A 20,487-nucleotide genomic window follows, 5' to 3' on the forward strand; every position below is an offset into this window, starting at 1 on the left:
GGGCCGTCGCTCTGCCCGTCGTCCACCTGCGTCACGATCGGCACATCCCGGTGGACGAGGTCCCACCAGGCCGCGTCCGTCGTCACGGGAACGCAGGTGGCCCGCTGTTCCCAGATGTCGCCGGGGATGAAGTGGTGGCGTGGCACGGCGTCGAAGGCCGGGCGCCATGCGTCCGGCAGTTCGCCGGACGCGGCGAGGGCTTCCAGCAGCGCCGCGTGACGTGGTCGCCAGTCCTCGGTCATGGGCCCTCACTTCTCCCTCGGGGGCGGTGTGCCGTCCGGTGGGGGCGGTGGCGGGGGCGTCCACGGCTTGATCGGGGCGGGATCACCCTTGTGCTTGTTCTCGACAGTCATGGTTCTGCCTCCTGGGTGCGGGCGCCTGGGCGTCGGTCCGTGTGAAGTCCCGCCCCGGCCGGGGCGGGGGCCTTTCTGTGCGGGTCGGCGGTGGCTCACATGGTTTCCGCCGACCGGGCCTGTCGCGTGGCCGTCTCGTAGGCGCGGAGCAGTCGTTCGCCGGTTGCGCATTGGGCGCCGGGTGTGCGGCAGGCGGGGCAGCCTGCGGCGTGTTCGATGGCGGCGCGCCAGGCTTGGTCGGAGAACGGGTCGGGGGTCTGCTCGGGGGTGTGCTCGGGGGCTGTCATCGGGTTCTGCCCCGGTCGAGGGCGCGGCGCATGGCGGCGGCCTGGGTTACCGCGTCGTGCGGGTAGTCGCGGGCGTGGGTGGGGCAGGCGTAGATGGTGGCGCCGGCGACGCTGCCGGTGTGCGCCATCGTTACGGGGACCGGTTCGTCGGTGGGCAACTGGCAGCGGTAGCAGAGCTGGCGGCCTTCCGGGACGGGGCCGAGTACGTCGTCGATGGCCCGGCGCAGGGCGGGGGCCAGGTGGTCGGGGTCGGTGAGGTAGCGGTCGGGGCCGAGTGGGATCCGCCAGTACGTTTGGTGCTCGGGCCCCCATGTGGCTGGCGGTACGCCGAGGAGGGTGCTTTCGTCGGCGAGTTCGGTGAGTACGCGGATCTGGCGCATGTACCAGCTCCGGGCGGCGCCGGTGCCGATGAGCCAGTAGGTCTTGCCGTAGGTGCCGTCCTGGATGACGGCGCCGGAGTCCCGCCCGAGCAGCTCAAGTGCGCGGTCCGCGACGGCGATGGGCGCGGAGACGGCGTCCCACCATCTGCCCACCGGTAACGGCTCGATGTCCTCGGTGTTCGGCGGTGTCCACGGCAGGTTTCTGGTCGTCGTCATAGTCGGCTCCGTGCACGGTCTGTGTTCTGACCGTCACATGCTGCCTACGCAGCAAGGCCCTGGTGTCCACAGACTGTGAACGCCAGGGTCCTTGACTTAGGGTGATTGACCCGCTACACACCGCACCACAGGGAGAACTCGCGCAACGGATCGGGCACCCGCGTCCGCGCCCTGCGCAACGCCGCCGCCGTCTCGTGCACCTGCGGGTGATGCCGCGTCATCTGCGGCGCCGTCTCCCGTGCTTTGAGCAGGGACTCGAACGCCTCGTCATGGCGGGCGGTCCACGCCTGGGCCCTCGCCAGATCGATGTAGAAGTGCCCGGCCCGGCCCGGTGGATAGTCCTGCGGGATCTCCACCTTGGCCGCACGCTTCAGCGCCAGCCCGTGCTTGTCCTGGTCCGCCGCTGCGGCAACTGCGTGCAGTTCCACGTTCGTCGGCCCGAATGTCAGCTCGTAGACGCGCGTCTCGCCCGTCTCTTGTGCCATCCCGCGCGCTTCCTCCAGCCACGCGTCGGAACCGTCCTTGTCTCCCTGGCGGGAGGCGAGGATGGAGCCCTTCAAGTGCAGCGCCCCGCGTACCGCCAGGGTCTCCGAGGAGCCGTCGTCGTCCAGTTCCTTGAGGGCCTGGTTGACCAGACGGAGCCCGGTATCGACTCCCGGGCGCCCACCCTCGACGCTGGTCTGCGCACGCATCCATCGTTCGACCGCCGCCTGCCGTGGGTCACCTGACTGGGCCGCGGCCTGTGCCATACGTGACAGTGCCAGGCGGGCAAGGTGCATCTCTCCGACCCGGTACGCCACACGCCACACGCCGCGTGCCGCCTCGGCCTGGAGGCCGTACAACTCCTCGCGCGCATGACCGAGGTCGTCCTGGACGTGGATGGCGTGAAGGATCTCGGCGATGAGGGAGGGCAGTTTCTCGGCGAGCCCGCCCAAGTTGGCTGCGGCGCGCATCTGGATCGTGCGCGCCACGTCGGCGCGCAGGTCGGCGAGCGGGCGTGGCGGGGGTGCGGCCGGGTCGGGGTCGAGGTCCCAGTTGTCGAGGGCCCCGCCGAGAGGCTCGATCATGCGGTCGATGCGGTCCTGCTGAAGCTGCTGGCGGTAGGGCTGGCCGCGCAGGTTGGACACGCCCACGTCGAGGGCGCGGGCCACAGCCGCCACGATCTCCTCACTGGCGTTCCGGTCTCCCTTCTCGATCATCGAGAGCATGGACGCGGAGACGTGCGAGCGTTGCCCTAGCTGTCGTAGTGAGTAGCCACGGACGGCGCGCAGTTCGGCGATGCGCTGCCCGATTCCGCCGGTATGTTCGTCGTTGCCGTATGGCATGCTGAACTCCGTTCTGACTCCGACACTCAGAACGGTACCCGCGCCCCGCTCCGCCGGTGCGGCTGAGCGGCCCCCATTTCGGTGAGGGGCGTCGCGCCTCCTTGACGCGGCGGTAGTCCCCTCCAGGCCGTAGGTCAGAGGGGTGCGGCTCGTCAGATGCGTCTCCGCTCGGACCGACACGGGTGCCTGTCGCCTTTCACCAGCGTCTCCGTCATGGTCGGCTCCGTGCACGGTCTGTGATGGCGATTGTCCGTGCTACAGGCCGATCCAGGCGGCGAACTCGGCAAGCTCGCTGCCGCGCGACCGCTCACGTGACCGCAGGGCATTGACCGCCTCACGGGTCGTGGGGTGGTACCGCGTCTGCTGCGGCGCCGTCCGGCGCGCCTTCTGTAGGCAGTCGAGTGCCTGCGCCGAATCCCCGGTCCATACGTTGGCCCTGCTCAGGTCCAGCCAGTGATGCCCCGCCCGGGACCGGTCCCAGCGCTTGGGGAACCGTACGTCATCCGCCAGTTGGACCGCCTGGTCGTACTCCTCCAGGTCGCAGGCGATCGCGATGGCGTGGACGCCGACGTTCGTCGGACCCCAGCCCACGCCGTAGGCCGAGGTCTCGCCGGTCCGCTCCGCCAGTTCACGGGCCTCGGATACGCGTGCCTCGACCTGGTCGGGGTCCTTCATGCGGCCAGCGATCACGGCCGCCCGGAGTTGAAGGACGCCGGCCATCGCGGCGAGGCCCTCCGCACTCCGTGACGCTTGACCTTCCAGGTCCCCGAGGGTGCTGTCCACGATGCGCATCCCCAGGTCGTACCGGCTGGAGGAGAGGGTGGTCTGGGCGCGCAGATAGCCGTACATGGCGGCGAGGCCCGGTTCGTCGGCGCGTGGCGCCGCCCAGTCCAGCCGTTGCAGGGCAACGGTGGCCAGGTCGACGTAGCCGAAGGACCAGGCCAGCGTGAAGACGCACCGGAACGCCCACGCCAGGCATTCATGGGCCTGCCGCTGTTCCTCGCCGCTGGTGGTGTGTATGGCCTGCACGCATTCGTCGATGAGCGCTGGGAGTTCGACAGCCATGGGCAGGTACTCGGCCTGCCGCCGCTGCACCAGGACCTTCTCCATGTCGGCGCGGATAAGCGCGACGGGGCGGGCCGGAACCTGCCAGTCGAGGGGGATGTCCCAGTTCTCCATGCTGACCCGGATGGGCTGTATGACCTCGTCGAGCCGCTCGCGCCGAAGCTCCTGCGTATACGGCTGGCCGAGGAGGTCCGAGGTGGTCACGCTGAGCGCGCGTGCGCAGGCCGCGATGAGGGACGGCGAGGCGGGCCGCTGGCCGCACTCGACCTTCGACAGCAGGGACTTCGAGACGTTGGCGCGCATGGCCAGACCTTGCTGGGTCAGGTCGCGTTCGCGGCGGGTGCGAGCGATGCGTGCGCCGGTGTGTTCCTCGATGCTCTGCGGCATGCTGAACTCCGTTCTGGCCTCGACACTCAGAACGGTACCCGCGCCCCGCGCCACACGTACGGCTGATCGGACCCCGTTTCGGTGAGGGCCGTCGTGCCTCCTTGACACGACGAAAGCCTCCCCGGGTCGTCGGGGCGTCGCCGTCGCCGAGGCTGACGCGCTCGAAGCCGTAGCGGACCGGCAGGGCGCATGGATGTGCGGCCGCGCCTACGCGTCAGGGCCGGTATCGGGGTCCGGGCGGCCCGCCCGGCTTGCACCTGACGTTGACGTCAGGTTTTAGCGTGATGGGCGTCGGCGCCCGCCGAGAATTCACCCACTGATTTCACGCACGGCCGGTTCAGGCCGTGTGGAAGGGCAGAACGTCATGCGCGCAGTCCGTTATCACGAGTACGGCGGTGTGGAGACCCTTGTGGTCGAGCAGGTGCCGGACCCGCATCCCGGGCCCGGCGAGATCCGCGTCCGTGTCGCGGCGGCGGCCGTCAATCCCATTGACTGGAAGGTGCGTTCCGGTGCGGCGCGCGAGATGCTCCCCGTGGACCTGCCCGCGACTCCCGGGCGCGATGCCGTCGGCGTGGTCGACGAGATCGGTGCGGGCGTGGAGGGGGTGAGCATCGGCGACCGGGTGTTCGGGCTGGGTGGCGTCACCGGCGCGACAGCGGAGCTGGCCGTGTTCTCGGCCTGGGCCCCCGCGCCCACCGCATGGACCGACGAGGAGGCCGCCGGTGCCGGGCTGGCATCGGTGACCGCGATGGGCGGGCTGAAGGCGCTCGGTCCGCTGCGGGGGCGCACCCTTCTCATCGAGGGGGCGGCCGGAGGCGTGGGCAGTGCCGCGGTCGAGATCGCGGTGGCTCAGGGGGCCACCGTGATCGGGACGGCCGGGGAGCGCAACCACGAGTTCCTCACCTCTCTCGGGGCCGTTCCGACCACCTACGGCACCGGCCTCGCGGAGCGCGTCGCCGCCCTGGCTCCGGACGGTGTCGACATCGCGCTCGACACCGCGGCCTCCGGGTCCCTGGCCGATCTCGTCGCGATCGTGGGCGACCCCGCTCGTGTGGCGACGGTCGCCGACCACGCCAACGCGCATCGACTGGGCGTGCATCTGGCCAACGCGGAGAACGACTCCACGCTCCTCGCCGAAGCGGGCGAACTCGGTCGGCAAGGCCGCTACACACCGCGCATCGAGCGGACCTACCCGCTCGACCGGATCGCGGAAGCGCACGCATACGCCGAGCGCGGGCACACCCGGGGGAAGATCGTGGTCCGCATCTGAGCCCGCCCCACCGATCGGGGCTTCCCCTCACCGGTCCCGATGTGCTCGTATGCGGCCCGCTACAGAACTGCTACAAGGTTGCGCGGACGCTGATGCGCGGTGGGGCAGGCGCCGATACGTCCCTTGGACACACTCGGCGCCCAGCACTGGTGTCCCCGCTCCGGGTGGAATCCCCCGGGGGTGGGCGTCCCATCGTTCTGACCGAAAGAGCACATATGCGTTTGCGCCGAATAACGGCTGTGGCCGCCAGTATGGCCGCGGGGTGCGCCCTGGGTGGCGGGCTTGCGGCTGGGCCGTCGGCTGCGGCAGCGGCCTCGGAGGGCCATCCTGTTCCGGGCGGGTTCGCCGAGCAGAAGATCCCTGACGCGTTCCCGACCGCGAAGGTGGGCGCGGAGCTGCCCGATGATCAAGCGGTCAGTCTGCGTGTGTATCTGGCGGGCCGGGACCCCAAGGGCCTTGCCACGCTGGCCGGCCAGGTCTCCGATCCCAAGGACGCGGCCCATCACGGCAAGTATCTGAGCGCCACCGAGGCGGCCAACCGGTTCGGGCCCAGCGATCAGCAGGTCAAAGCCGTCACCGACTGGCTCAAGAATGCGGGGCTGACGCCCAAGACGGCCACGGCGCACTACGTTCCGGTGACCGGCCCGGCCCAGAAGGTGGAGCAGGCTCTGGGCACCACGCTGAAGGACGTCACGATCGGTGACCCGGCGGCGCATGTGCCGACGGCGGTCACCCCGATGACGGTCCCGGCCGAGGTGTCCTCCTCGGTGCTGGCCATCTTCGGCCTGGCCCCGTCGGCGTGGCAGACCGGCGCCGCAGGAGTCCACGCCTCAAGCCCCGTCCGTGCGCCCGCATCCCCCGCGCCGGGCAAAGGCAAGGGGAAGGGCAAGGTGAAAGATGAGCAGTGCTCGCAGTGGTTCGGGCAGAAGCTCAACCAGGACGTCAAGCCCTACGGCAAGCCGGTCCCGTGGGATCTGTGCCAGGGCTACAGCCCGCAGCAGATGCGCACCGCCTACGGCCTGAGCGACAAGGACACCGGCAAGGGCACCACCGTCGCCGTCGTCTTTAACGGGGTACGTCCGGACATGGCCGGGGACCTGAATGCCTGGATCAAGCATCACGGCATGTCCCCGCTCAAGGACGGCCAGTACAAGGAGTACCTGCCCACCCCCGCCCCGAAGCCCGATCCGGACAACGGCGAGCACCTCATGGATGTGGAGTCGGTGCACGCCATGGCCCCGGAGGCGAACCTCGCCTACGTCGCCACCTCCGGCAACACCCCGGGGGAGATGTTCGACGGCCTGGCCAAGGTCGTCGACCAACACCTGGCCGACGTCGTCTCCAACTCCTGGTGGCTGGGCACGGAGGAGCAGATGTCCGGGGACGTGACCGCCACCTACCAGGAACTCTTCCAGCTCGGCGCGGTCGAGGGCATCGGCTTCACCTTCGGCAGCGGCGACGCCGGTGACCTCTCCAGGGGAGCTATGGGTGAGAGCATCCCCCAGCGCAGGGCGGTGGAATATCCGGCTTCTGATCCGTGGGTGACAGCGGTAGGCGGCACCAGCCTCGTCCTGGACAAGAACGGCACCTACCAGCATGAGACCGGCTGGGGCTCGGCCTTCGACTCCTACGATACCCAGACCAAGAAGTGGGAGGTTCCCCTGCCCGGGAACCTCGGTATGGGTTCCGGCGGTGGCGTCAGCACACTGTTCTCCCCGCCCGCCTACCAGCACGGCACCACACCCCCCGGGCCTGCCCACCGTCAGATCCCCGACATCGCCGCCGATGCGGACGGCCACACTGGCCTGGCCATCGGCTACCTCAATCCCGGCGGCAGCTACGAGGAATACAGGGGCGCCGGTACCAGCCAGTCAGCCCCGCTGATCGCCGGCCTGATGGCCGTCCACCAGCAACGCCACGGCACGCCCCTCGGCTTCGCCAACCCCACCCTCTACGCCAAGCCCCACACCGCCTACCACGATGTCACCGACACCCCTGACGGCCCCGACAACCCCACCGCCGTCCTGGTGCCGGACAGCCAGCCGGGCTCGGTCGGGCTCTTCACCTTCGGACACGATCTCGGCCTGAACGCCACCCCCGGCTACGACCACGTCACCGGCCTCGGCAGCCCCACCCCCACCTTCCTCCAATAACCACCGCGACCTCACGCGTCATCGCGACCCGCGGGAACTCAAAGGGGGCGGCACCTTGTGCGGAGGTGCCGCCCCCTCTCACTCCCCCCACGGGAGCTGTTGCCGCGCGCATCGGCTACGTGCGGCAACACAAGTGCCCAGTCGCCGTAACGTACTCGTCACCCCCCACGGGAACGAGCAAACTGGCTCTGAGCACCGCCTGTTGAATTCTGGACGGCCCCTGGAAGTTTTTACCGGCGGCCCCCGGTTTTCCTGGGGAACAGCTTTCCTCTTCCGGCCTCCGCGGCGCTCCCCGTTTCACATCTGGCCAAAAGGGCGTGGTGACTGACCGTGCCAGCGTGCATACTCATCGGTGATCGGGGGAGGTCGCAATGTCACGTGTGGGGGTCTGGTGCTCCGTGTTCATTTCAGTGAACTCGATCTGGCCCGGCTGCGGATGGCGGTCCGACCGGACGCGCTCTGGGAAACCGTTTTAAGTTTCCATAGGCTGCGGGAGAACCGGGCGGAGTCCGTATACGGAAAATGGCGTTCGGAGGCGCGAAATCGACTCAACGGCGAAGCGCGGCTGCTCGCGCCGCTCATTCCCTCGCGCGGCTATTTCCCGGACTTCCTGACCCCCGCCGAAGGGGTAATCGGTTGCGACGCGGCGATGTCCGCGCTGCGCGCCACCCCGGGGGAGCGGCTGAACGCGGAGCTCGCCGGGCTTCCGGCGGCCCGGGCGCTTCCAGGGTGGATACGGGATCTGGGGGAGGGCGAACGAAAGCCGCTGGACCGGTTGATCGGCACGCTACGCGCTTACCATCAGGCGGCCGTCGCGCCGTACTGGCCGCATATACAGGCCCGGATCGAGGCCGACCGGGTGGCCCGAGGCCGGGCCCTGCTGGACGGGGGCGCCGATGGGCTGCTGGCCTCGCTGCCGCCGACGATGCGGTGGCGGGCGCCCGTGCTGGAGGTCGACTATCCGGTGGACCGCGATCTGCGGCTGCGCGGGCGGGGGTTGCTGCTCCTGCCGTCGTTCTTCTGCCGGGGGACGCCGGTGACCTTCCGGAATCCGGATCTGACACCCGTACTGGTCTACCCCGTCGAACACGCCCCGTGCGGGCTGCCACTGCGCCCCGGGCAGCGGCCCGCCCTCGCGTCGGGGGTCGGGCCCCGACCCGGGGCCGGGGCGGCATCCGCGTCCGGGGCCGGGTCCGCCCGGACGCTCGGCAAGCTGGTCGGGCAGACCCGCTCGGCGGTGCTGCTTGAGGTCAGCGGCGGCTGTACGACCAGTGAACTCGCCCGCCGGGTCGGCGTATCGCTGGCCTCGGCCAGTCAGCACGCCAGTGTGCTGCGCGAGGCGGGCCTGGTGCACACCCTGCGCCAGGGCAGCGCCGTTCTGCACACGCTGACCCCGCTGGGGGCGGCGCTGCTGCGCGGCGGGGCGCCCGGAGAGCGGGTCTTCGGCTCACCGGCGCAGCTTCCGCCGGTCACCGCGGGCGGGCGATGGCCGTCCGGGCGCGGATGAGGCGTTTCGGCCCGGTCCGCTACGGTTCGGGCAGCGCCCCGAAGGGGCGCGGGGCTGTGTCGATGTGCGGCTCCGCCGCGTGGGACCAGCCACGACGGCGCCGCAGTCGGCCGACGGCGCATCGCGACACTTCCAGCGGAGCGCTTAGTCGTCGATACCGCTGCGCTCGACGCCCGCGACGATATGCCGCTGGAGGACGAGAAAGACCACCAGCAGCGGCACGATCGACACCGCCGCCGCCACGAACAGCTCATGGATGTTGACGGTCTGGGCGGTGGTGAACGTCGACAGCGCCACCTGCACCGTCCACGCGTCCCGGTCCTGGCCGATGACCAGCGGCCACAGGAAGGAGTTCCAGGCGCCGATGAAGACGATCGTGCCGACCGCCGCGAACACCGGCCGGGAGTTCGGCACCACGACCCGCCAGTACGTACGCCAGTAGCCGAGACCGTCCACCCGCGCCGCGTCCTCCAGCTCCCTCGGAAAGCCCAGGAAGTACTGGCGGAAGATGAACGCCGCGACCGCGCTGAACAGCGTCGGCACCACCAGACCGCGCAGGGTGGACACCCAGCCGAGCGAGCTGACCAGCACAAAGCTGGGTACGAAGGTGACCGCCGCCGGGACCATCAAGGTGCCCAGGATCCAGTAGAAGACCACATTGGCGTAGGCGTACGGGATGCGGGCCAGGCCGTAACCGGCGAGCGAGGCCAGCAGCAGGGTGCCCACGGTGGTGAGGACCGCGATCAGCGAGGAGTTGAGCAGCGCGTGCGCCATCGGCACATTGGGGTCGTCGAACAACTCCCGGACGTTGGACCAGTGCAGCTCGCTCGGGAAGAACCGCCACTGCGGTGAGGTGATGTCCGCCTCGCTCGACAGACCGTTGCGCACCAGCAGATAGAAGGGGATCAGGAAGAGCAGGGCGAGCGCGAGCAGCAGCACCAGCCGCACGGCGCGCCCCACGCCGACGAGGGCGTCCCGGACATCGCGCGTGCTCTCACGGGTTTGCATCAGTCCTCCTTCCGGCCCAGGCCGAACCACCGCGCCTGCACCACCGTCACCACGGCGATGATCAGCGCCAGGATCACCGCGCCCGCACTGCCCAGACCCAGGTTCTGCCCCTGGCCCAGCGCCGTGTAGTAGAGGTAGACCAGCGGCGGACGGGCATAGGGCGGATAGCCGCGCGAGTCCGACAGCAGGTTGTAGAACTCGTCGAACGCCTGGAACGCGTTGATCACCAGCAGCAGCACCACCGCGACCGAGGTCGCCCGCAACTGCGGAAAGGTGATGTGCCGGAACACCTGCCACCCCGGCCGCGCCCCGTCCACGGCAGCCGCCTCGTAGAGCCGAGGGGGGATGCGCTGGAGCCCGGCCAGGAACAGCACCATGTAGAACCCGGCCTGTAGCCAGAGCCGTACGGTCACGATGACCAGCCAGTACCAGGGCGGGTCTGTGGTCGACAGCCAGGCGATCTGATCGGCGCCGAACCAGTCCAGCACGGTGTTGGCCAGCCCGAAGCGCACCCCGTTGAAGATCGACATCTTCCAGATCAGCGCCGCCACCACATACGAGCACGCCACCGGCAGGAAGAACACCGACCGGAAGAACGCCTGCGCCCAGCGCAGCCGGTTGACCATCAGCGCGAGCGCGAGCGAGAGCACATAGGTGGCCGGGACGATGAACGCCGTGAAGACCAGGAAGGTCACCAGGCTGCCGGTGAAGGCGTCGTCGCCCAGCATCGCCGTGTAGTTGTCGAAGCCGACGAAGTCCGTGGGCGAGACGGTGTTGTGGGCGTCGAAGAAGCTGAGATACACGCTCCAGGCCAGCGGGACATAGGTGAAGAGGGTCAGCCCCAGGACGAAGGGGCCGACGAATATCCAGAACCACAGATGGCGGTTCTGCGGGCCCAGCAGCCTGCGTGTCGGTGTGGTGGTGGTCAGCGGCCCCCGCATCAGTTCTTCTTCTGCACGCGCCGCAGTTCGGCCTCGGTCTTGCGGACCACCGACCGCAGCTCGCCGTCCGGGTCGGCGCCGCCCTTGATGATCCGGCTCAGCGCGTCCTGGTAGGCCGTCCTGCTCGCCGAGGTCCACAGCAGCGGCTCGGCATGGCCGTGGTCGGTGACATAGCGCACCGCCTCACCGGCCGCGCCCTGCCGCAGCTTGGCCGCCTTCGTGGCCAGCGAGATCCGGGCGGGGATGTGGAAGCCGTAGCGGAGCGCGAAGTCCTCCTGGTAGTTGGTCCGTTCCACCCACAGCCACTTCACATACGCCTTCGCCGCCGCCTTGTGCCGGGACCGCGCGCTGACCGCCGCCCCATAGGCGCCGACCGGCACCGCGGGCGCGCCCTGCGCCCCGTCCCGCGGGAACGGCAGCACCCCGAAGTCGTCCCCCAGCGCCTTCCTCACCTGCGGCAGCGCCCACAGCCCGGACCACTGCATGGCGGTGAGCCCCTGGGTGAACGCGGCCGGATCCGACCAGTCGGAGGGCGCCCCGAGCAGCAGCGACTTCTCGGCGTAGAGCTGACGCAGCTTGCCGAGGGTGCGGGCGGCGGCCGGGTCGTCGAAGCCGACCTTGCCGTCCTCGGTGACCAGCGTGAGCCCGGCGGCGTTGAGCGGGGTGCCGCCGAGGACGCCGGGGCCGCCGTCATTGCCCAGGAAGAGCCCCTTGACGTCCTTGGTGGTGAGCTTCTTCGCCGCGTCGATCAGCGCGTCGAGGGTGCGCGGCGGCTCCACTCCGGCGTTCTCCAGCATGCTCTTGCGGTAGTAGAGCAACTGGGTGTCGATGACCTGCGGAATGGCCCAAATCTTGCCCTGATACGTCTTCGGGGCGAGCACGGCCGGATTGAAGTCGTCCTTGGCCTCGCTGAGGAGATCGGTGAGGTCGACCACCTGACCGCCCTGGATCTGGTCCAGCGTCGGGCCGTTGACCTCGAAGACATCCGGGCCGGACTTCGTGAGCAGCGCGGCGGCGGTCTGCTGGTCGTAGGCGCCGGGCCGCCACTGCACCTGGACATCGGCCTGGTCGAACGCGTCGGCGTAGCGCCTGACGGCCTGTTCGGTGCCGGGCTCGCCGTACTGGTGGTACCACTGCTCCAGCACGGGCTGACCGGCGTGGTCATCGCCGTCCCGCCCGTTGTTCGACCCGCAGGCGGAGGCCAGCGCCCCCGTCAGGGCCAGCCCCCCGCCCGCACCCAGCAGCCTTCGGCGGCTCATGGACATTGGCGTGCGCCCCCTCGTCTCCCGGTCTCCGTTCCCGGTCTCCGTACGACCCAACGATCAACGATGGAGGCGGATTACGACAGAGGTATTGCGAAGGGATGTCACTTTTCGGTACGGGAATGTGACGCTGAGTCGACGTGGGCGTCGGTGTCGGTGTCGGCGTTGGCATCGATCTCGTCGAAGACGCGCTGGGCGGTGGCGAAGGCGGAGTTGGCCGCCGGAACACCGCAGTAGATCGCGGACTGGAGCAGCACCTCGCCGATCTCCTCCCGGGCCAGCCCGTTGGTGAGCGCGGCCCGGATGTGCATGGCCAGTTCGGCGTCATGGCCGTGGGCGATCAGCGCGGTGAGGGTGATACAGCTACGGGTCCGCCGGTCCAGAGCGTCGCCGGTCCAGATCTCGCCCCATGCGTAGCGGGTGATGAAGTCCTGGAAGCGGGCGGTGAACGGGGTCGTCCGGGCCACCGCGCGATCCACATGAGCGTCCCCGAGGACGGCCCGGCGCACCGCCATTCCGGCGGCGTGCCGGGAGGCGTCGTCGCCGGGTTGCGGTGGCGCCGTGCTGGTGAGGTGGGAGCGCGGTGGCGCCGTGCTGGTGAGGTGGGCGTGCAGTGGCGCTGTGCTGGTGAGGTGGGCGAGCAGCGCCGCCGTGACCGCCTCCGGGCGCTCGACCCCCGCCAGATGGGCCGCCCCGGCGATCTCCACCAGACTCGCGCCGGGCACCGCGTCCGCGATCTGGCGGGCGTGTGCGGGCGGGGTCGCGGGGTCGTCGCGACCGGCCACGACGAGGGTGGGCGCCGTGATCTTCGCCAGGTCGGCCGTCATGTCGTACGCGGCGAGGACATCGCAGCAGGCGGCGTAGCCCGCGCGGTCCGTGGCGCGCAGATCCTCGATCAGCGCGGCGCCGACGGGCGATTGGGCGAAGCGGTGCGAGAACCACGTGCCCGGACGGCTCGCCACCATCGCCTCCGTCCCCTCGGCCCGCACCAGTTCGGCCCGCTCCCGCCAGACCGCGGGGTCCCCGAAACGGGCCGAGGAGCAGACGACGGAGAGGCAGCTCACCCGGTCGGGGTGGTGGGCGGCGAGATACAGCCCGACCGCGCCCCCGATCGAGATGCCCGCGTACGCGAACCGCTCCCATCCCTGATCGTCGGCGAGGCGGAGGACGAGGGTGGCGAGTGCGTCGATGGTGGCCGAGCGGTCGGCCGAGCCGTCGGAGGGCAGCAGTGTGGCGGGGGAGCCGCCGTGGCCGGGCAGATCCCAGCGCAGGACGCGGTGTTCGCGGGCGAGCGCGGGAAGTTGCGGCTCCCAGACGGCGAGGGAGGTGCCGATGGAGGGGCCGAGGATGAGGGGTGGGGCGGTGGGGGGACCGGTGAGGTCGTGGTGCGGTCGGATGTCGGTCACGTGCTGCTCCGGTGGGTGGGTGGTGGGTGGGGGCGGGTGCGTGGTGGTTGCGGCGGATTGTTCTCCCCCACCCCGCCCCTTCCCGAAACCGGGGGCTCCGCCCCCAGCCCCCCGTTCCGGGGACTGCGCTTTGCTGCCTGAGTGCGGGCCGGTGGGTGGGTTGTGCCCACCCGGGCGCATATTCAGCCCCTCCGGCGATTGAGGAGCGGGGGTCCGGGGGCGGAGCCCCCGAAGTGGGGGGCTGGGGGCGCGGTCCCCGGTTTCGGGAAGGGGCGGGGTGGGGAACTTGCCGCCCGGGGACACTACGCATCGCGCCCCAGCGCACGATCGACCAGCGCCGGGGCCGAACCCACATACGTCCCCGGATCCATAAGCTCGCGCAACCGCTCCGCCGGCAACGCACCCCCCAGCGCCTCCGCCAGCCCCACACCCCCCTCCGCGACGCGCCGCGACGCCTCGGTCAGCAGTTCCTTCGCACGGGCGCGGCCGACCACCTCCCCCAGCTCGGCCGCGATCCGCTCGCTCACGATCAGACCGCCCGTCAGCCGCAGATGCTCGGCCATCCGGTCGGGAAACACGCGCAGACCGGACGTCAGCTCCACCGCGTCCCGGGCGGAGCCCCCCGCGAGCCGCAGCAGCTCCCGTAGCGGCTGCCACTCGGCGTGCCACGCCCCGCCCGGCCGTTCGTCCTCCGCGGCCAGCGCGCCCAGCAGGGTCGCGGCGAGCCCCGGGGCCTGACGGGCGGCGGCGGCCATCAGCGTGGCGCGCACCGGGTTCGACTTGTGCGGCATCGCGGACGATCCGCCACCCGCCCCCTCGGCCACCTCCCCGATCTCCGTCCGCGAGAGCACCAGCACATCCGCCGCCACCTTTCCCAGCGCCCCCACGGTGAAGGCGAGCGCGGAGCCCAGGTCGGCGACGGGGGTGCGCAGGGTGTGCCACGGGAGGTCGGGCTCGGCCAGCCCGGTCGCCTCGGCGAAGCGTGCCAGCAGCCCGACCCCCGCGACCCCCGCCCCGAACGCGGCCAACGTGCCTGCCGCACCGCCCAGTTGGGCGGGTGGCCGCAGTGCCGCGAGGCGGTCGCGGGCGTCCAGGACCAGCGCCCGCCAGCCCGCCGCCTTCAGCCCGAAGGTGGTGGGCACGGCGTGCTGGGTGAGGGTGCGGCCGGGCATCGGGGTATCGCGATACGCGGCGGCGAGCCGCGCCAGCTCCGCCGCCGTACGGTCCAGATCGGCCACGATCAGCGGCAGCGCACGCGCGGCCACCAGCATCGTGGCCGTGTCCACGATGTCCTGGCTGGTCGCGCCCCGGTGGACATACGGCGCGGCCTCGCCGTCCGTACGGGCCACCGCCGCCGTGAGATCGGCGACCAGCGGGATTACCGGGTTGCCCCCGGAGCGGGCGCGCAGCGCCAGATCGCGTACGTCGTAGAGCTCGACCCGGGCCGCGCCCGCCACCGCCTCCGCCGCCCCGGCCGGTGCCACCACCCGCGCCAGCGCGGCCTCCGCGTCCAGCATGGCCTGCACAAACGCGGTGTCGCCCGTGGCGGCCTCCACCGCCGACCCGGCCCGCACCGGGGACAGCAGCCCCACGTCGTGGCTGTCCGAAGGACGAGAGCTACCGGAACTCAAGGAAGACCGTCTCCCCTTCGCCCTGCAAACGGATGTCGAAGCGATACGTCCCCGGCGGGGACCCCGCCGTCGCCACCAGCGTCTCGCGGCGCGCCGGATCCAGCGAGGCGAGCAGCGGGTCGGCGGCGTTGGCCTCGGCGTTCCCGGGGAAGTACACGCGAGTGAAGAGGTGGTGCAGCAGCCCCCGGGCGAAGACGCACACGCTGATGTACGGGGCGGCGGGCGCGGCCGGACCGCCCGGCGGCAGCGTACGGGCCGTCCAGTGGCCGTCCGCGTCGGTGGCGATCCGGCCGAAACCGGTGAAGTCCACACCGTTGCGCCCCAGGTAGCCGCCGGTCACCGGGTCGCGCCGCATGGACCCGCCGGCGCCGGTGAGGGAGCCGTCCGGGCCCGCCTGCCACAGCTCGATCAGCGCGTCCGGGACGGGCGCTCCCTCGCCGTCGTAGACATAGCCGTGGAGGGTGATGGCGCCGGGGTGGCCCGCGGGGGCCATCTCGCCGCCGTCGGGGAAGGGCAGGGCGTAGCCGTAGAAGGGGCCCACGGTGTGGGACGGGGTGGGTGCGAGCTTGTGCGCGGGTGTGGACCTCTCGGCGGGCGCGAGCCCCTGCTCGGGCGTGAGCCCCTGCTCGGGTACGAGCTTCTCGCCGGGTACGAGCCTCTCGGCCATCAGCGGCCCTCCTCGATCCAGGTGGCGGACGGCCCGTCCAGCACGATGTCCCAGCGGTAGCCCAGCGACCACTCCGGCTGTGACAGCGCGTGGTCGTACGCCGCGACCAGCCGCTGCCGCGCCGACGGATCCGTCACCGACTGGAGGATCGGGTCGTAGCCGAAGAGCGGATCGCCGGGGAAGTACATCTGGGTGACCAGGCGCTGGGTGAACGCCGAGCCGAAGACGGAGAAGTGCAGATGCGCGGGGCGCCACGCGTTCTCGTGGTTGCGCCACGGATAGGCGCCCGGCTTGATGGTGGTGAAGCGGTACGAGCCGTCGTCGCCGGTCAACGTCCGCCCCACACCGGTGAAGTTGGGGTCGAGCGGCGCGGGGTGCTGATCGCGCAGATGGGCGTAGCGGCCGGACGCGTTGGCCTGCCACAGCTCGATGAGCTGGCCCCGGACGGGGCGGCCCCGGCTGTCCAGGAGCCGTCCGGAGACGGTGATGCGCTCGCCGAGCGGTTCGCCCTGGTGCTGCGCCGTGAGGTCGTTGTCGATCGCGGTGATGTCGGTGTGGCCGAAGACGGGGGTGTGCAGCTCCACGGTCTCCGGGTCGCCGTGGACCGCGACCAGCGGCTGCTCGGGGTGGCGCAGCATACTGCTGCGGTACGGGGGGAAGTCGCGCGGCGGATGGTCGGCGGCGGGCGCCCCTTCGGCGCGCGCCTTGTCGTATGCGTCCCGTATGTGGGCGAGTTCGCCGTCGATATCGGACTGGGTGAGAGTCATGTCTGCTGTCAGCCTTGCCTTTCCAGCTTTACCAGCCGTGCCGTTACAGCCGTTCCGGTCCGGATCACCGCTCCAGGACGAGGGCCAGGCCCTGTCCGACGCCGATGCACAGGGTGGCCAGCCCCGTCCCCGAGCCGCGGGCGGCGAGCTGATGGGCGACGGCCCCGGCGAGCCGGGCCCCGGAGGCGCCGAGCGGATGGCCGATGGCGATGGCGCCGCCGCGCGGGTTGACGATCGCGGGGTCGAAGCCGGGGTCCTGGGCGGACCATTCGGCGAGGCAGCCCAGCACCTGCGCGGCGAACGCCTCGTTGAGTTCGAGGGTGGCCAGATCGGCGAAGGAGCGGCCCGCCTTGGCGAGGGCGCGGCGTACGGCCTCGACCGGGCCGAGCCCGAAGTACTGCGGCTCGATACCGGTGACGGCGGAGGCGCCGATCCGGGCCAGGGGTTCGCGTCCGGTGGCCCTCAGCCCCTCCTCGTCGACGAGGAGCAGCGCGGCCGCGCCGTCGTTGAGGGGCGAGGAGTTGCCCGCGGTGACGGTGCCGCCGGGCTTGCGGAAGGCGGGCTTGAGCTTGGCCAGGGCCTCGGTGGAGGTGGTGTCGCGGATGGATTCGTCGCGGAGCAGGTCGCTGTCCGGGTACGGCAGCACCTCGGCGTCGTACGCCCCGTCCTTCCACGCCCGCGCCGCCTTCTCATGGCTGCCGAACGCGAAGGCGTCCTGCGCCTCGCGGGTGATGCCGTGCTTGTCGGCGATCAGTTCGGCGCCCTCGCCGAGGGCGACGGTCCACTCCGGCGGCATGTCCGGGTTGGTCATCCGCCAGCCCAGGGTCGTGGAGTACATCTGCTGATGCCCGGCGGGGAAGGCGCGTTCGGGTTTGGGCAGCACCCAGGGGGCGCGGCTCATCGACTCCACCCCGCCCGCGAGGGCGATATGCGCGTCGCCGACCGCGATCGCGCGGGCGGCCTGCAATACGGCCTCCAGGCCCGAGGCGCACAGCCGGTTGACGGTCGCGCCGGGGACGGTGACGGGCAGCCCGGCCAGCAGCACGGCCATGCGGGCCACATCGCGGTTGTCCTCGCCCGCGCCGTTGGCGTTGCCGAAATAGACGTCGTCGATGCGTGCCGGGTCGAGGTCGGGGGTGCGGGCGAGCAGGCCGCGCACCACATGGGCGGCCAGGTCGTCGGGGCGTACCCCGGCCAGCGCGCCGCCGTATTTGCCGACGGGGGTGCGGACGGCGTCGACGATATAGACGTCACGCAGGGGGGTGGGGGTCATCGGGTCTCCTTCCCGGGCTTTCCGGTGGCTCCGGGCTCTTCGGCCGCTGCGGGCTTCCCGGCGGCCTTGAGGGCGCGCAGCGCCACCAGCTCATCGGGGGTGGGCGGCTCGGTGGTGCCCACGGTATCGGCGACGGTCAACTCCCACCCGGTGGCGGTCCGCACCTGCTCCACGGTGACGCCCGGGTGCAGTTCGGTGAGCACCAGCTCGGCGGTGGCCGGGTCGGGGCGGAGCACTCCGAGGTCGGTGATCACGGCGACGGGGCCGGCGCCCGGCATGCCGAGCTTCTTACGGTCGCCGGGGCCGCTGCCGTGGCCCAGGGTCGTCACGAAGTCCAGCCTTCGCACGAAGTTGCGGGTGGAGTGGCGCAGCACCATCAGCACCTTGCCGCAGTTGGAGGCGATCTCCGGGGCGCCGCCCGCGCCGGGGAGGCGGCCCTCGGGCCTGTCCGGGCCGCGGTCCACGACGGTGGTGTTGATGTTGGCGTAGCGGTCGACCTGGGCGGCGCCGAGGAAGCCGACGTCGATCCGGCCGCCCTGCAACCAGTAGTTGAACACCTCCGGCACCGGGATCACCGCGTCGGCGGTGTCGGCGAGTTCGCCGTCGCCGATGGACAGCGGGAGCCGGGTGGGCTTGGAGCCGATGGTGCCGGACTCGTAGATCAGGACGAGGCCGGGGTTGACGGTGGCGCGGGCGAGGTTGGCGGCGGTGCTGGGGAGCCCGATGCCGACGAAGCAGGTGGTGGCGTCGGCGAGCGCACGGGCCGCGTTGACCTCCATCAGCTCGTCGCTGGTGAAACCGGCCGGGTCGGCGGGGGTCGCGGTCATCGGGCGAGAGCTCCCTCGGTGTTGCGCACGTTGTCGTCGATCCACTGCGTGAACGCCTCGCGGTCGCGGGCGATCTGGTCCCATGCCTGGTAGAAGGCGTTGTCGCGGGTCGAATACCCGGCGGCGTAGGAGGGGTGGGCGCCGCCGGGGACGACGGAGACGGCGTCGATCACCCAGGTCGGCAGGACGATCCCGCCGGGCCGTGGCGTCAGCTCCTCGACGATCTCCTCCACGGTCACCAGCACCCGGTCCGCCGCGAGCGCCGCCTCCTTCTGCACGCCCGTCAGCCCCCACAACTGCACATTTCCGGCGTGGTCCGCCTGCTGGGCGTGGATGACGGTGACGTCGGGGTTGAGCGCCGCGACGGCGGCCAGCTCCTCCCCGGTGAAGGGGCAGACGACAGTGGAGACGGTGTCCGTACGGGTCGGGATGTCGCTGCCGCGATAGCCGCGCAATACGGCGAACGGCAGCTTGGAGGCCCCGGCGACATAGCGGTTCGCCATGCCCGCGTGGCTGTGCTCGTCCAGCTCCAGCGGGCGCGGCCAGCCGTTCTCGACGGCGTCACGGAAGCGGTGCAGCGATCCGACGCCGGGGTTCCCACCCCAGGAGAACACCAGCTTGCGGACGAGTCCGGCGCCGATGAGCTGGTCGTAGATGACGTCCGGAGTCATCCGGACGAGGGTCAGATCGGTGATGCCCTGGCGGATGACCTCGTGCGCGGCGGCGTACGGGATCAGGTGGGTGAAGCCCTCCATCGCGATGGTGGCCCCGTCGTGGACGAGGTCCGCCACGGCGTCATGCAGGCTTCGGATGTCGGCCATCGTCACTCCGCTCAGTCCGCGGTCAGGTTGCTCAGCTACTCAGCCACTCAGCCACTCAGCTACTCGGCTATCTCAAGATGCTCAGTGTGCTGACTAATGTGGTGTCGATTCCGCACGTTGCCATTGGCTGGTGCGCTCGTCAAGGGAGTCTAGGGTGAATATCGGCCTCTCGACATGGGGTCTTCCACAGGGCAGAATCACTCAGTACACGGAGCAATGGCGTAGCGGGAAGGCCAGGAGGGCACGGCATGGGCGGCGCGGTGGATCTGAACACGCACCCGGGGCATCTGGCCCGCCGCTTCCAGCAGGCGCACTCCCTGCTGTGGGGCGCGATGGTCTCCGAGGAGATCACCTCGCCGCAGTTCGCGGTGGTCAACGCGCTGACGGAGAAGCCGGAGATCGACCAGCGGACCCTGAGCGAACACGTCCACCTCGACCGCTCCACCATCGCCGACCTGGTCGCCCGACTGGCCCGCCGCGGCCTGCTGGAGCGAGTCCGCGACCCGAACGACGGCCGCCGCAATGTCCTGCGCCTGACGGAGGAAGGGGCCAGGGTCCACCGGAAGCTGGTCACGCGGACGGCCAGAATGAACCGGGTGTTTCTCTCCCCGCTGGATGAGACGGAGCGGGAGACGCTGCTGCGGCTGATCGCAAGGGTCACGGACGCGGCGGAGGAACTGCGCACGTAGGCGCGTAGGTGCGTAGGCGGGCAGGGTGCGTAAGGGGGCGGCGCGCTGCCGCTCCAGCCGAGTCCTCCTGGGTGTCCGGCGGATCTTTCCCCTCCCCGCCCCTTCCCGAAACTGGGGCTGCGCCCCAGACCCCCGCTGGGGCTGTGCCCCAGGTCCCCGCCCCAGGTCCCCGCCCCAGGTCCCCGCCCGGGCTGCGCCCCAGACCCCCGCTCCTCAAACGCCGGAGGGGCTGGGCGGGCTCCCCGCCTCAGG

At 71.0% G+C, this 20,487-nt stretch carries 18 protein-coding genes and 1 pseudogene; 4 read left to right on the plus strand and 15 right to left on the minus strand.

Translation table 11 applies throughout. From position 1 onward, the window contains the following. From KN815_RS16840 to KN815_RS16860, 5 genes and pseudogenes are all read right to left on the minus strand, one after another. Window positions 1–242: pseudogene (locus KN815_RS16840) on the minus strand (methyltransferase domain-containing protein); the annotation flags it as partial. Between the two features lie 206 nt (window positions 243–448). Continuing rightward, on the minus strand, window positions 449–640 hold the full coding sequence (locus KN815_RS16845; RefSeq protein ID WP_216342750.1) for a hypothetical protein: 192 nt from the start codon (window positions 638–640) through the stop codon (window positions 449–451). After that, entirely contained in the window at window positions 637–1,236 is a 600-nt protein-coding gene (locus KN815_RS16850; RefSeq protein ID WP_216342751.1) for a hypothetical protein, read from the minus strand. The genes KN815_RS16845 and KN815_RS16850 overlap by 4 nt, the downstream gene beginning before the upstream one ends. Window positions 1,237–1,349: 113 nt before the next feature. Then, window positions 1,350–2,561: a helix-turn-helix domain-containing protein gene (locus KN815_RS16855; RefSeq protein WP_216342752.1), complete on the minus strand. Its 1,212-nt coding sequence runs from the start codon at window positions 2,559–2,561 to the stop codon at window positions 1,350–1,352. Window positions 2,562–2,816: 255 nt separating this feature from the next. Continuing rightward, a complete protein-coding gene (locus tag KN815_RS16860; protein WP_216342753.1) occupies window positions 2,817–4,013 on the minus strand; it encodes a helix-turn-helix domain-containing protein in 1,197 nt (398 codons plus the stop codon). A gap of 364 nt (window positions 4,014–4,377) precedes the next feature. On the opposite strand from KN815_RS16860, the gene KN815_RS16865 reads away from it, so the two are divergent. The 3 genes from KN815_RS16865 (at window position 4,378) to KN815_RS16875 (ending at window position 8,943) form a co-directional block, all read left to right on the plus strand. Then, entirely contained in the window at window positions 4,378–5,283 is a 906-nt protein-coding gene (locus KN815_RS16865; RefSeq protein WP_216342754.1) for an NADP-dependent oxidoreductase, read from the plus strand. Between the two features lie 239 nt (window positions 5,284–5,522). Then, window positions 5,523–7,436, plus strand: a complete 1,914-nt coding sequence (locus KN815_RS16870; protein WP_216342755.1) for a S53 family peptidase — start codon at window positions 5,523–5,525, stop codon at window positions 7,434–7,436. A 391-nt stretch (window positions 7,437–7,827) separates the two neighbouring features. After that, window positions 7,828–8,943 carry an ArsR/SmtB family transcription factor gene (locus tag KN815_RS16875; RefSeq protein WP_216342756.1) on the plus strand — a complete coding sequence of 372 codons (1,116 nt, stop codon included), beginning with the start codon at window positions 7,828–7,830 and terminating at the stop codon, window positions 8,941–8,943. A gap of 144 nt (window positions 8,944–9,087) precedes the next feature. Here KN815_RS16875 and KN815_RS16880 read toward each other — a convergent pair whose 3' ends face one another. From KN815_RS16880 to KN815_RS16925, 10 genes are all read right to left on the minus strand, one after another. Beyond that, entirely contained in the window at window positions 9,088–9,951 is an 864-nt protein-coding gene (locus tag KN815_RS16880) for a carbohydrate ABC transporter permease (RefSeq protein ID WP_216342757.1), read from the minus strand. Continuing rightward, window positions 9,951–10,892, minus strand: a complete 942-nt coding sequence (locus KN815_RS16885) for a carbohydrate ABC transporter permease (RefSeq protein ID WP_216342758.1) — start codon at window positions 10,890–10,892, stop codon at window positions 9,951–9,953. Before KN815_RS16885 ends, KN815_RS16880 begins: the two co-directional genes overlap by 1 nt. Then, complete coding sequence (locus tag KN815_RS16890) at window positions 10,892–12,157, minus strand: ABC transporter substrate-binding protein (RefSeq protein ID WP_216342759.1); 1,266 nt, start codon at window positions 12,155–12,157, stop codon at window positions 10,892–10,894. The genes KN815_RS16885 and KN815_RS16890 overlap by 1 nt, the downstream gene beginning before the upstream one ends. A 101-nt stretch (window positions 12,158–12,258) precedes the next feature. Next, entirely contained in the window at window positions 12,259–13,560 is a 1,302-nt protein-coding gene (gene pcaDC / locus KN815_RS16895; protein WP_253209027.1) for a bifunctional 3-oxoadipate enol-lactonase/4-carboxymuconolactone decarboxylase PcaDC, read from the minus strand. Window positions 13,561–13,862: 302 nt separating this feature from the next. Then, window positions 13,863–15,152, minus strand: coding sequence for a 3-carboxy-cis,cis-muconate cycloisomerase (gene pcaB / locus KN815_RS16900; protein WP_216342760.1), 1,290 nt, complete (start codon window positions 15,150–15,152; stop codon window positions 13,863–13,865). Window positions 15,153–15,177: 25 nt separating this feature from the next. Beyond that, the gene (pcaG, locus tag KN815_RS16905; RefSeq protein WP_253209028.1) at window positions 15,178–15,858 is read right to left on the minus strand and encodes a protocatechuate 3,4-dioxygenase subunit alpha; all 681 of its coding nucleotides are present in this window, start codon (window positions 15,856–15,858) and stop codon (window positions 15,178–15,180) included. Further along, on the minus strand, window positions 15,858–16,625 hold the full coding sequence (gene pcaH / locus KN815_RS16910) for a protocatechuate 3,4-dioxygenase subunit beta (protein WP_216342761.1): 768 nt from the start codon (window positions 16,623–16,625) through the stop codon (window positions 15,858–15,860). The genes pcaG and pcaH overlap by 1 nt, the downstream gene beginning before the upstream one ends. Before the next feature lie 64 nt (window positions 16,626–16,689). Continuing rightward, complete coding sequence (locus tag KN815_RS16915) at window positions 16,690–17,898, minus strand: thiolase family protein (RefSeq protein ID WP_216342762.1); 1,209 nt, start codon at window positions 17,896–17,898, stop codon at window positions 16,690–16,692. Then, complete coding sequence (locus KN815_RS16920) at window positions 17,895–18,725, minus strand: CoA-transferase subunit beta (protein ID WP_216342763.1); 831 nt, start codon at window positions 18,723–18,725, stop codon at window positions 17,895–17,897. The genes KN815_RS16915 and KN815_RS16920 overlap by 4 nt, the downstream gene beginning before the upstream one ends. Then, window positions 18,722–19,546, minus strand: a complete 825-nt coding sequence (locus KN815_RS16925; protein ID WP_216342764.1) for a CoA transferase subunit A — start codon at window positions 19,544–19,546, stop codon at window positions 18,722–18,724. The genes KN815_RS16920 and KN815_RS16925 overlap by 4 nt, the downstream gene beginning before the upstream one ends. A 248-nt stretch (window positions 19,547–19,794) precedes the next feature. On the opposite strand from KN815_RS16925, the gene KN815_RS16930 reads away from it, so the two are divergent. Continuing rightward, a complete protein-coding gene (locus KN815_RS16930) occupies window positions 19,795–20,235 on the plus strand; it encodes a MarR family winged helix-turn-helix transcriptional regulator (RefSeq protein WP_216342765.1) in 441 nt (146 codons plus the stop codon). The last annotated feature ends 252 nt before the right edge of the window (window positions 20,236–20,487 follow it).

Origin of the sequence: Streptomyces niphimycinicus, assembly GCF_018883605.1 — a bacterium.
Lineage (GTDB): Bacteria > Actinomycetota > Actinomycetes > Streptomycetales > Streptomycetaceae > Streptomyces > Streptomyces niphimycinicus.

What these genes read in the sequence shown, in the direction of transcription:
- pcaG (WP_253209028.1), bottom strand. Translation starts at nt 15,858, where the DNA reads ATGGCCGAGAGGCTCGTACCCGGCGAGAAGCTCGTACCCGAGCAGGGG.
- KN815_RS16930 (WP_216342765.1), top strand. Translation starts at nt 19,795, where the DNA reads ATGGGCGGCGCGGTGGATCTGAACACGCACCCGGGGCATCTGGCCCGC.
- KN815_RS16925 (WP_216342764.1), bottom strand. Translation starts at nt 19,546, where the DNA reads ATGGCCGACATCCGAAGCCTGCATGACGCCGTGGCGGACCTCGTCCAC.
- KN815_RS16860 (WP_216342753.1), bottom strand. Translation starts at nt 4,013, where the DNA reads ATGCCGCAGAGCATCGAGGAACACACCGGCGCACGCATCGCTCGCACC.
- KN815_RS16880 (WP_216342757.1), bottom strand. Translation starts at nt 9,951, where the DNA reads ATGCAAACCCGTGAGAGCACGCGCGATGTCCGGGACGCCCTCGTCGGC.
- KN815_RS16865 (WP_216342754.1), top strand. Translation starts at nt 4,378, where the DNA reads ATGCGCGCAGTCCGTTATCACGAGTACGGCGGTGTGGAGACCCTTGTG.
- KN815_RS16915 (WP_216342762.1), bottom strand. Translation starts at nt 17,898, where the DNA reads ATGACCCCCACCCCCCTGCGTGACGTCTATATCGTCGACGCCGTCCGC.
- KN815_RS16885 (WP_216342758.1), bottom strand. Translation starts at nt 10,892, where the DNA reads ATGCGGGGGCCGCTGACCACCACCACACCGACACGCAGGCTGCTGGGC.
- KN815_RS16850 (WP_216342751.1), bottom strand. Translation starts at nt 1,236, where the DNA reads ATGACGACGACCAGAAACCTGCCGTGGACACCGCCGAACACCGAGGAC.
- KN815_RS16845 (WP_216342750.1), bottom strand. Translation starts at nt 640, where the DNA reads ATGACAGCCCCCGAGCACACCCCCGAGCAGACCCCCGACCCGTTCTCC.
- KN815_RS16890 (WP_216342759.1), bottom strand. Translation starts at nt 12,157, where the DNA reads ATGTCCATGAGCCGCCGAAGGCTGCTGGGTGCGGGCGGGGGGCTGGCC.
- KN815_RS16920 (WP_216342763.1), bottom strand. Translation starts at nt 18,725, where the DNA reads ATGACCGCGACCCCCGCCGACCCGGCCGGTTTCACCAGCGACGAGCTG.
- pcaH (WP_216342761.1), bottom strand. Translation starts at nt 16,625, where the DNA reads ATGACTCTCACCCAGTCCGATATCGACGGCGAACTCGCCCACATACGG.
- KN815_RS16855 (WP_216342752.1), bottom strand. Translation starts at nt 2,561, where the DNA reads ATGCCATACGGCAACGACGAACATACCGGCGGAATCGGGCAGCGCATC.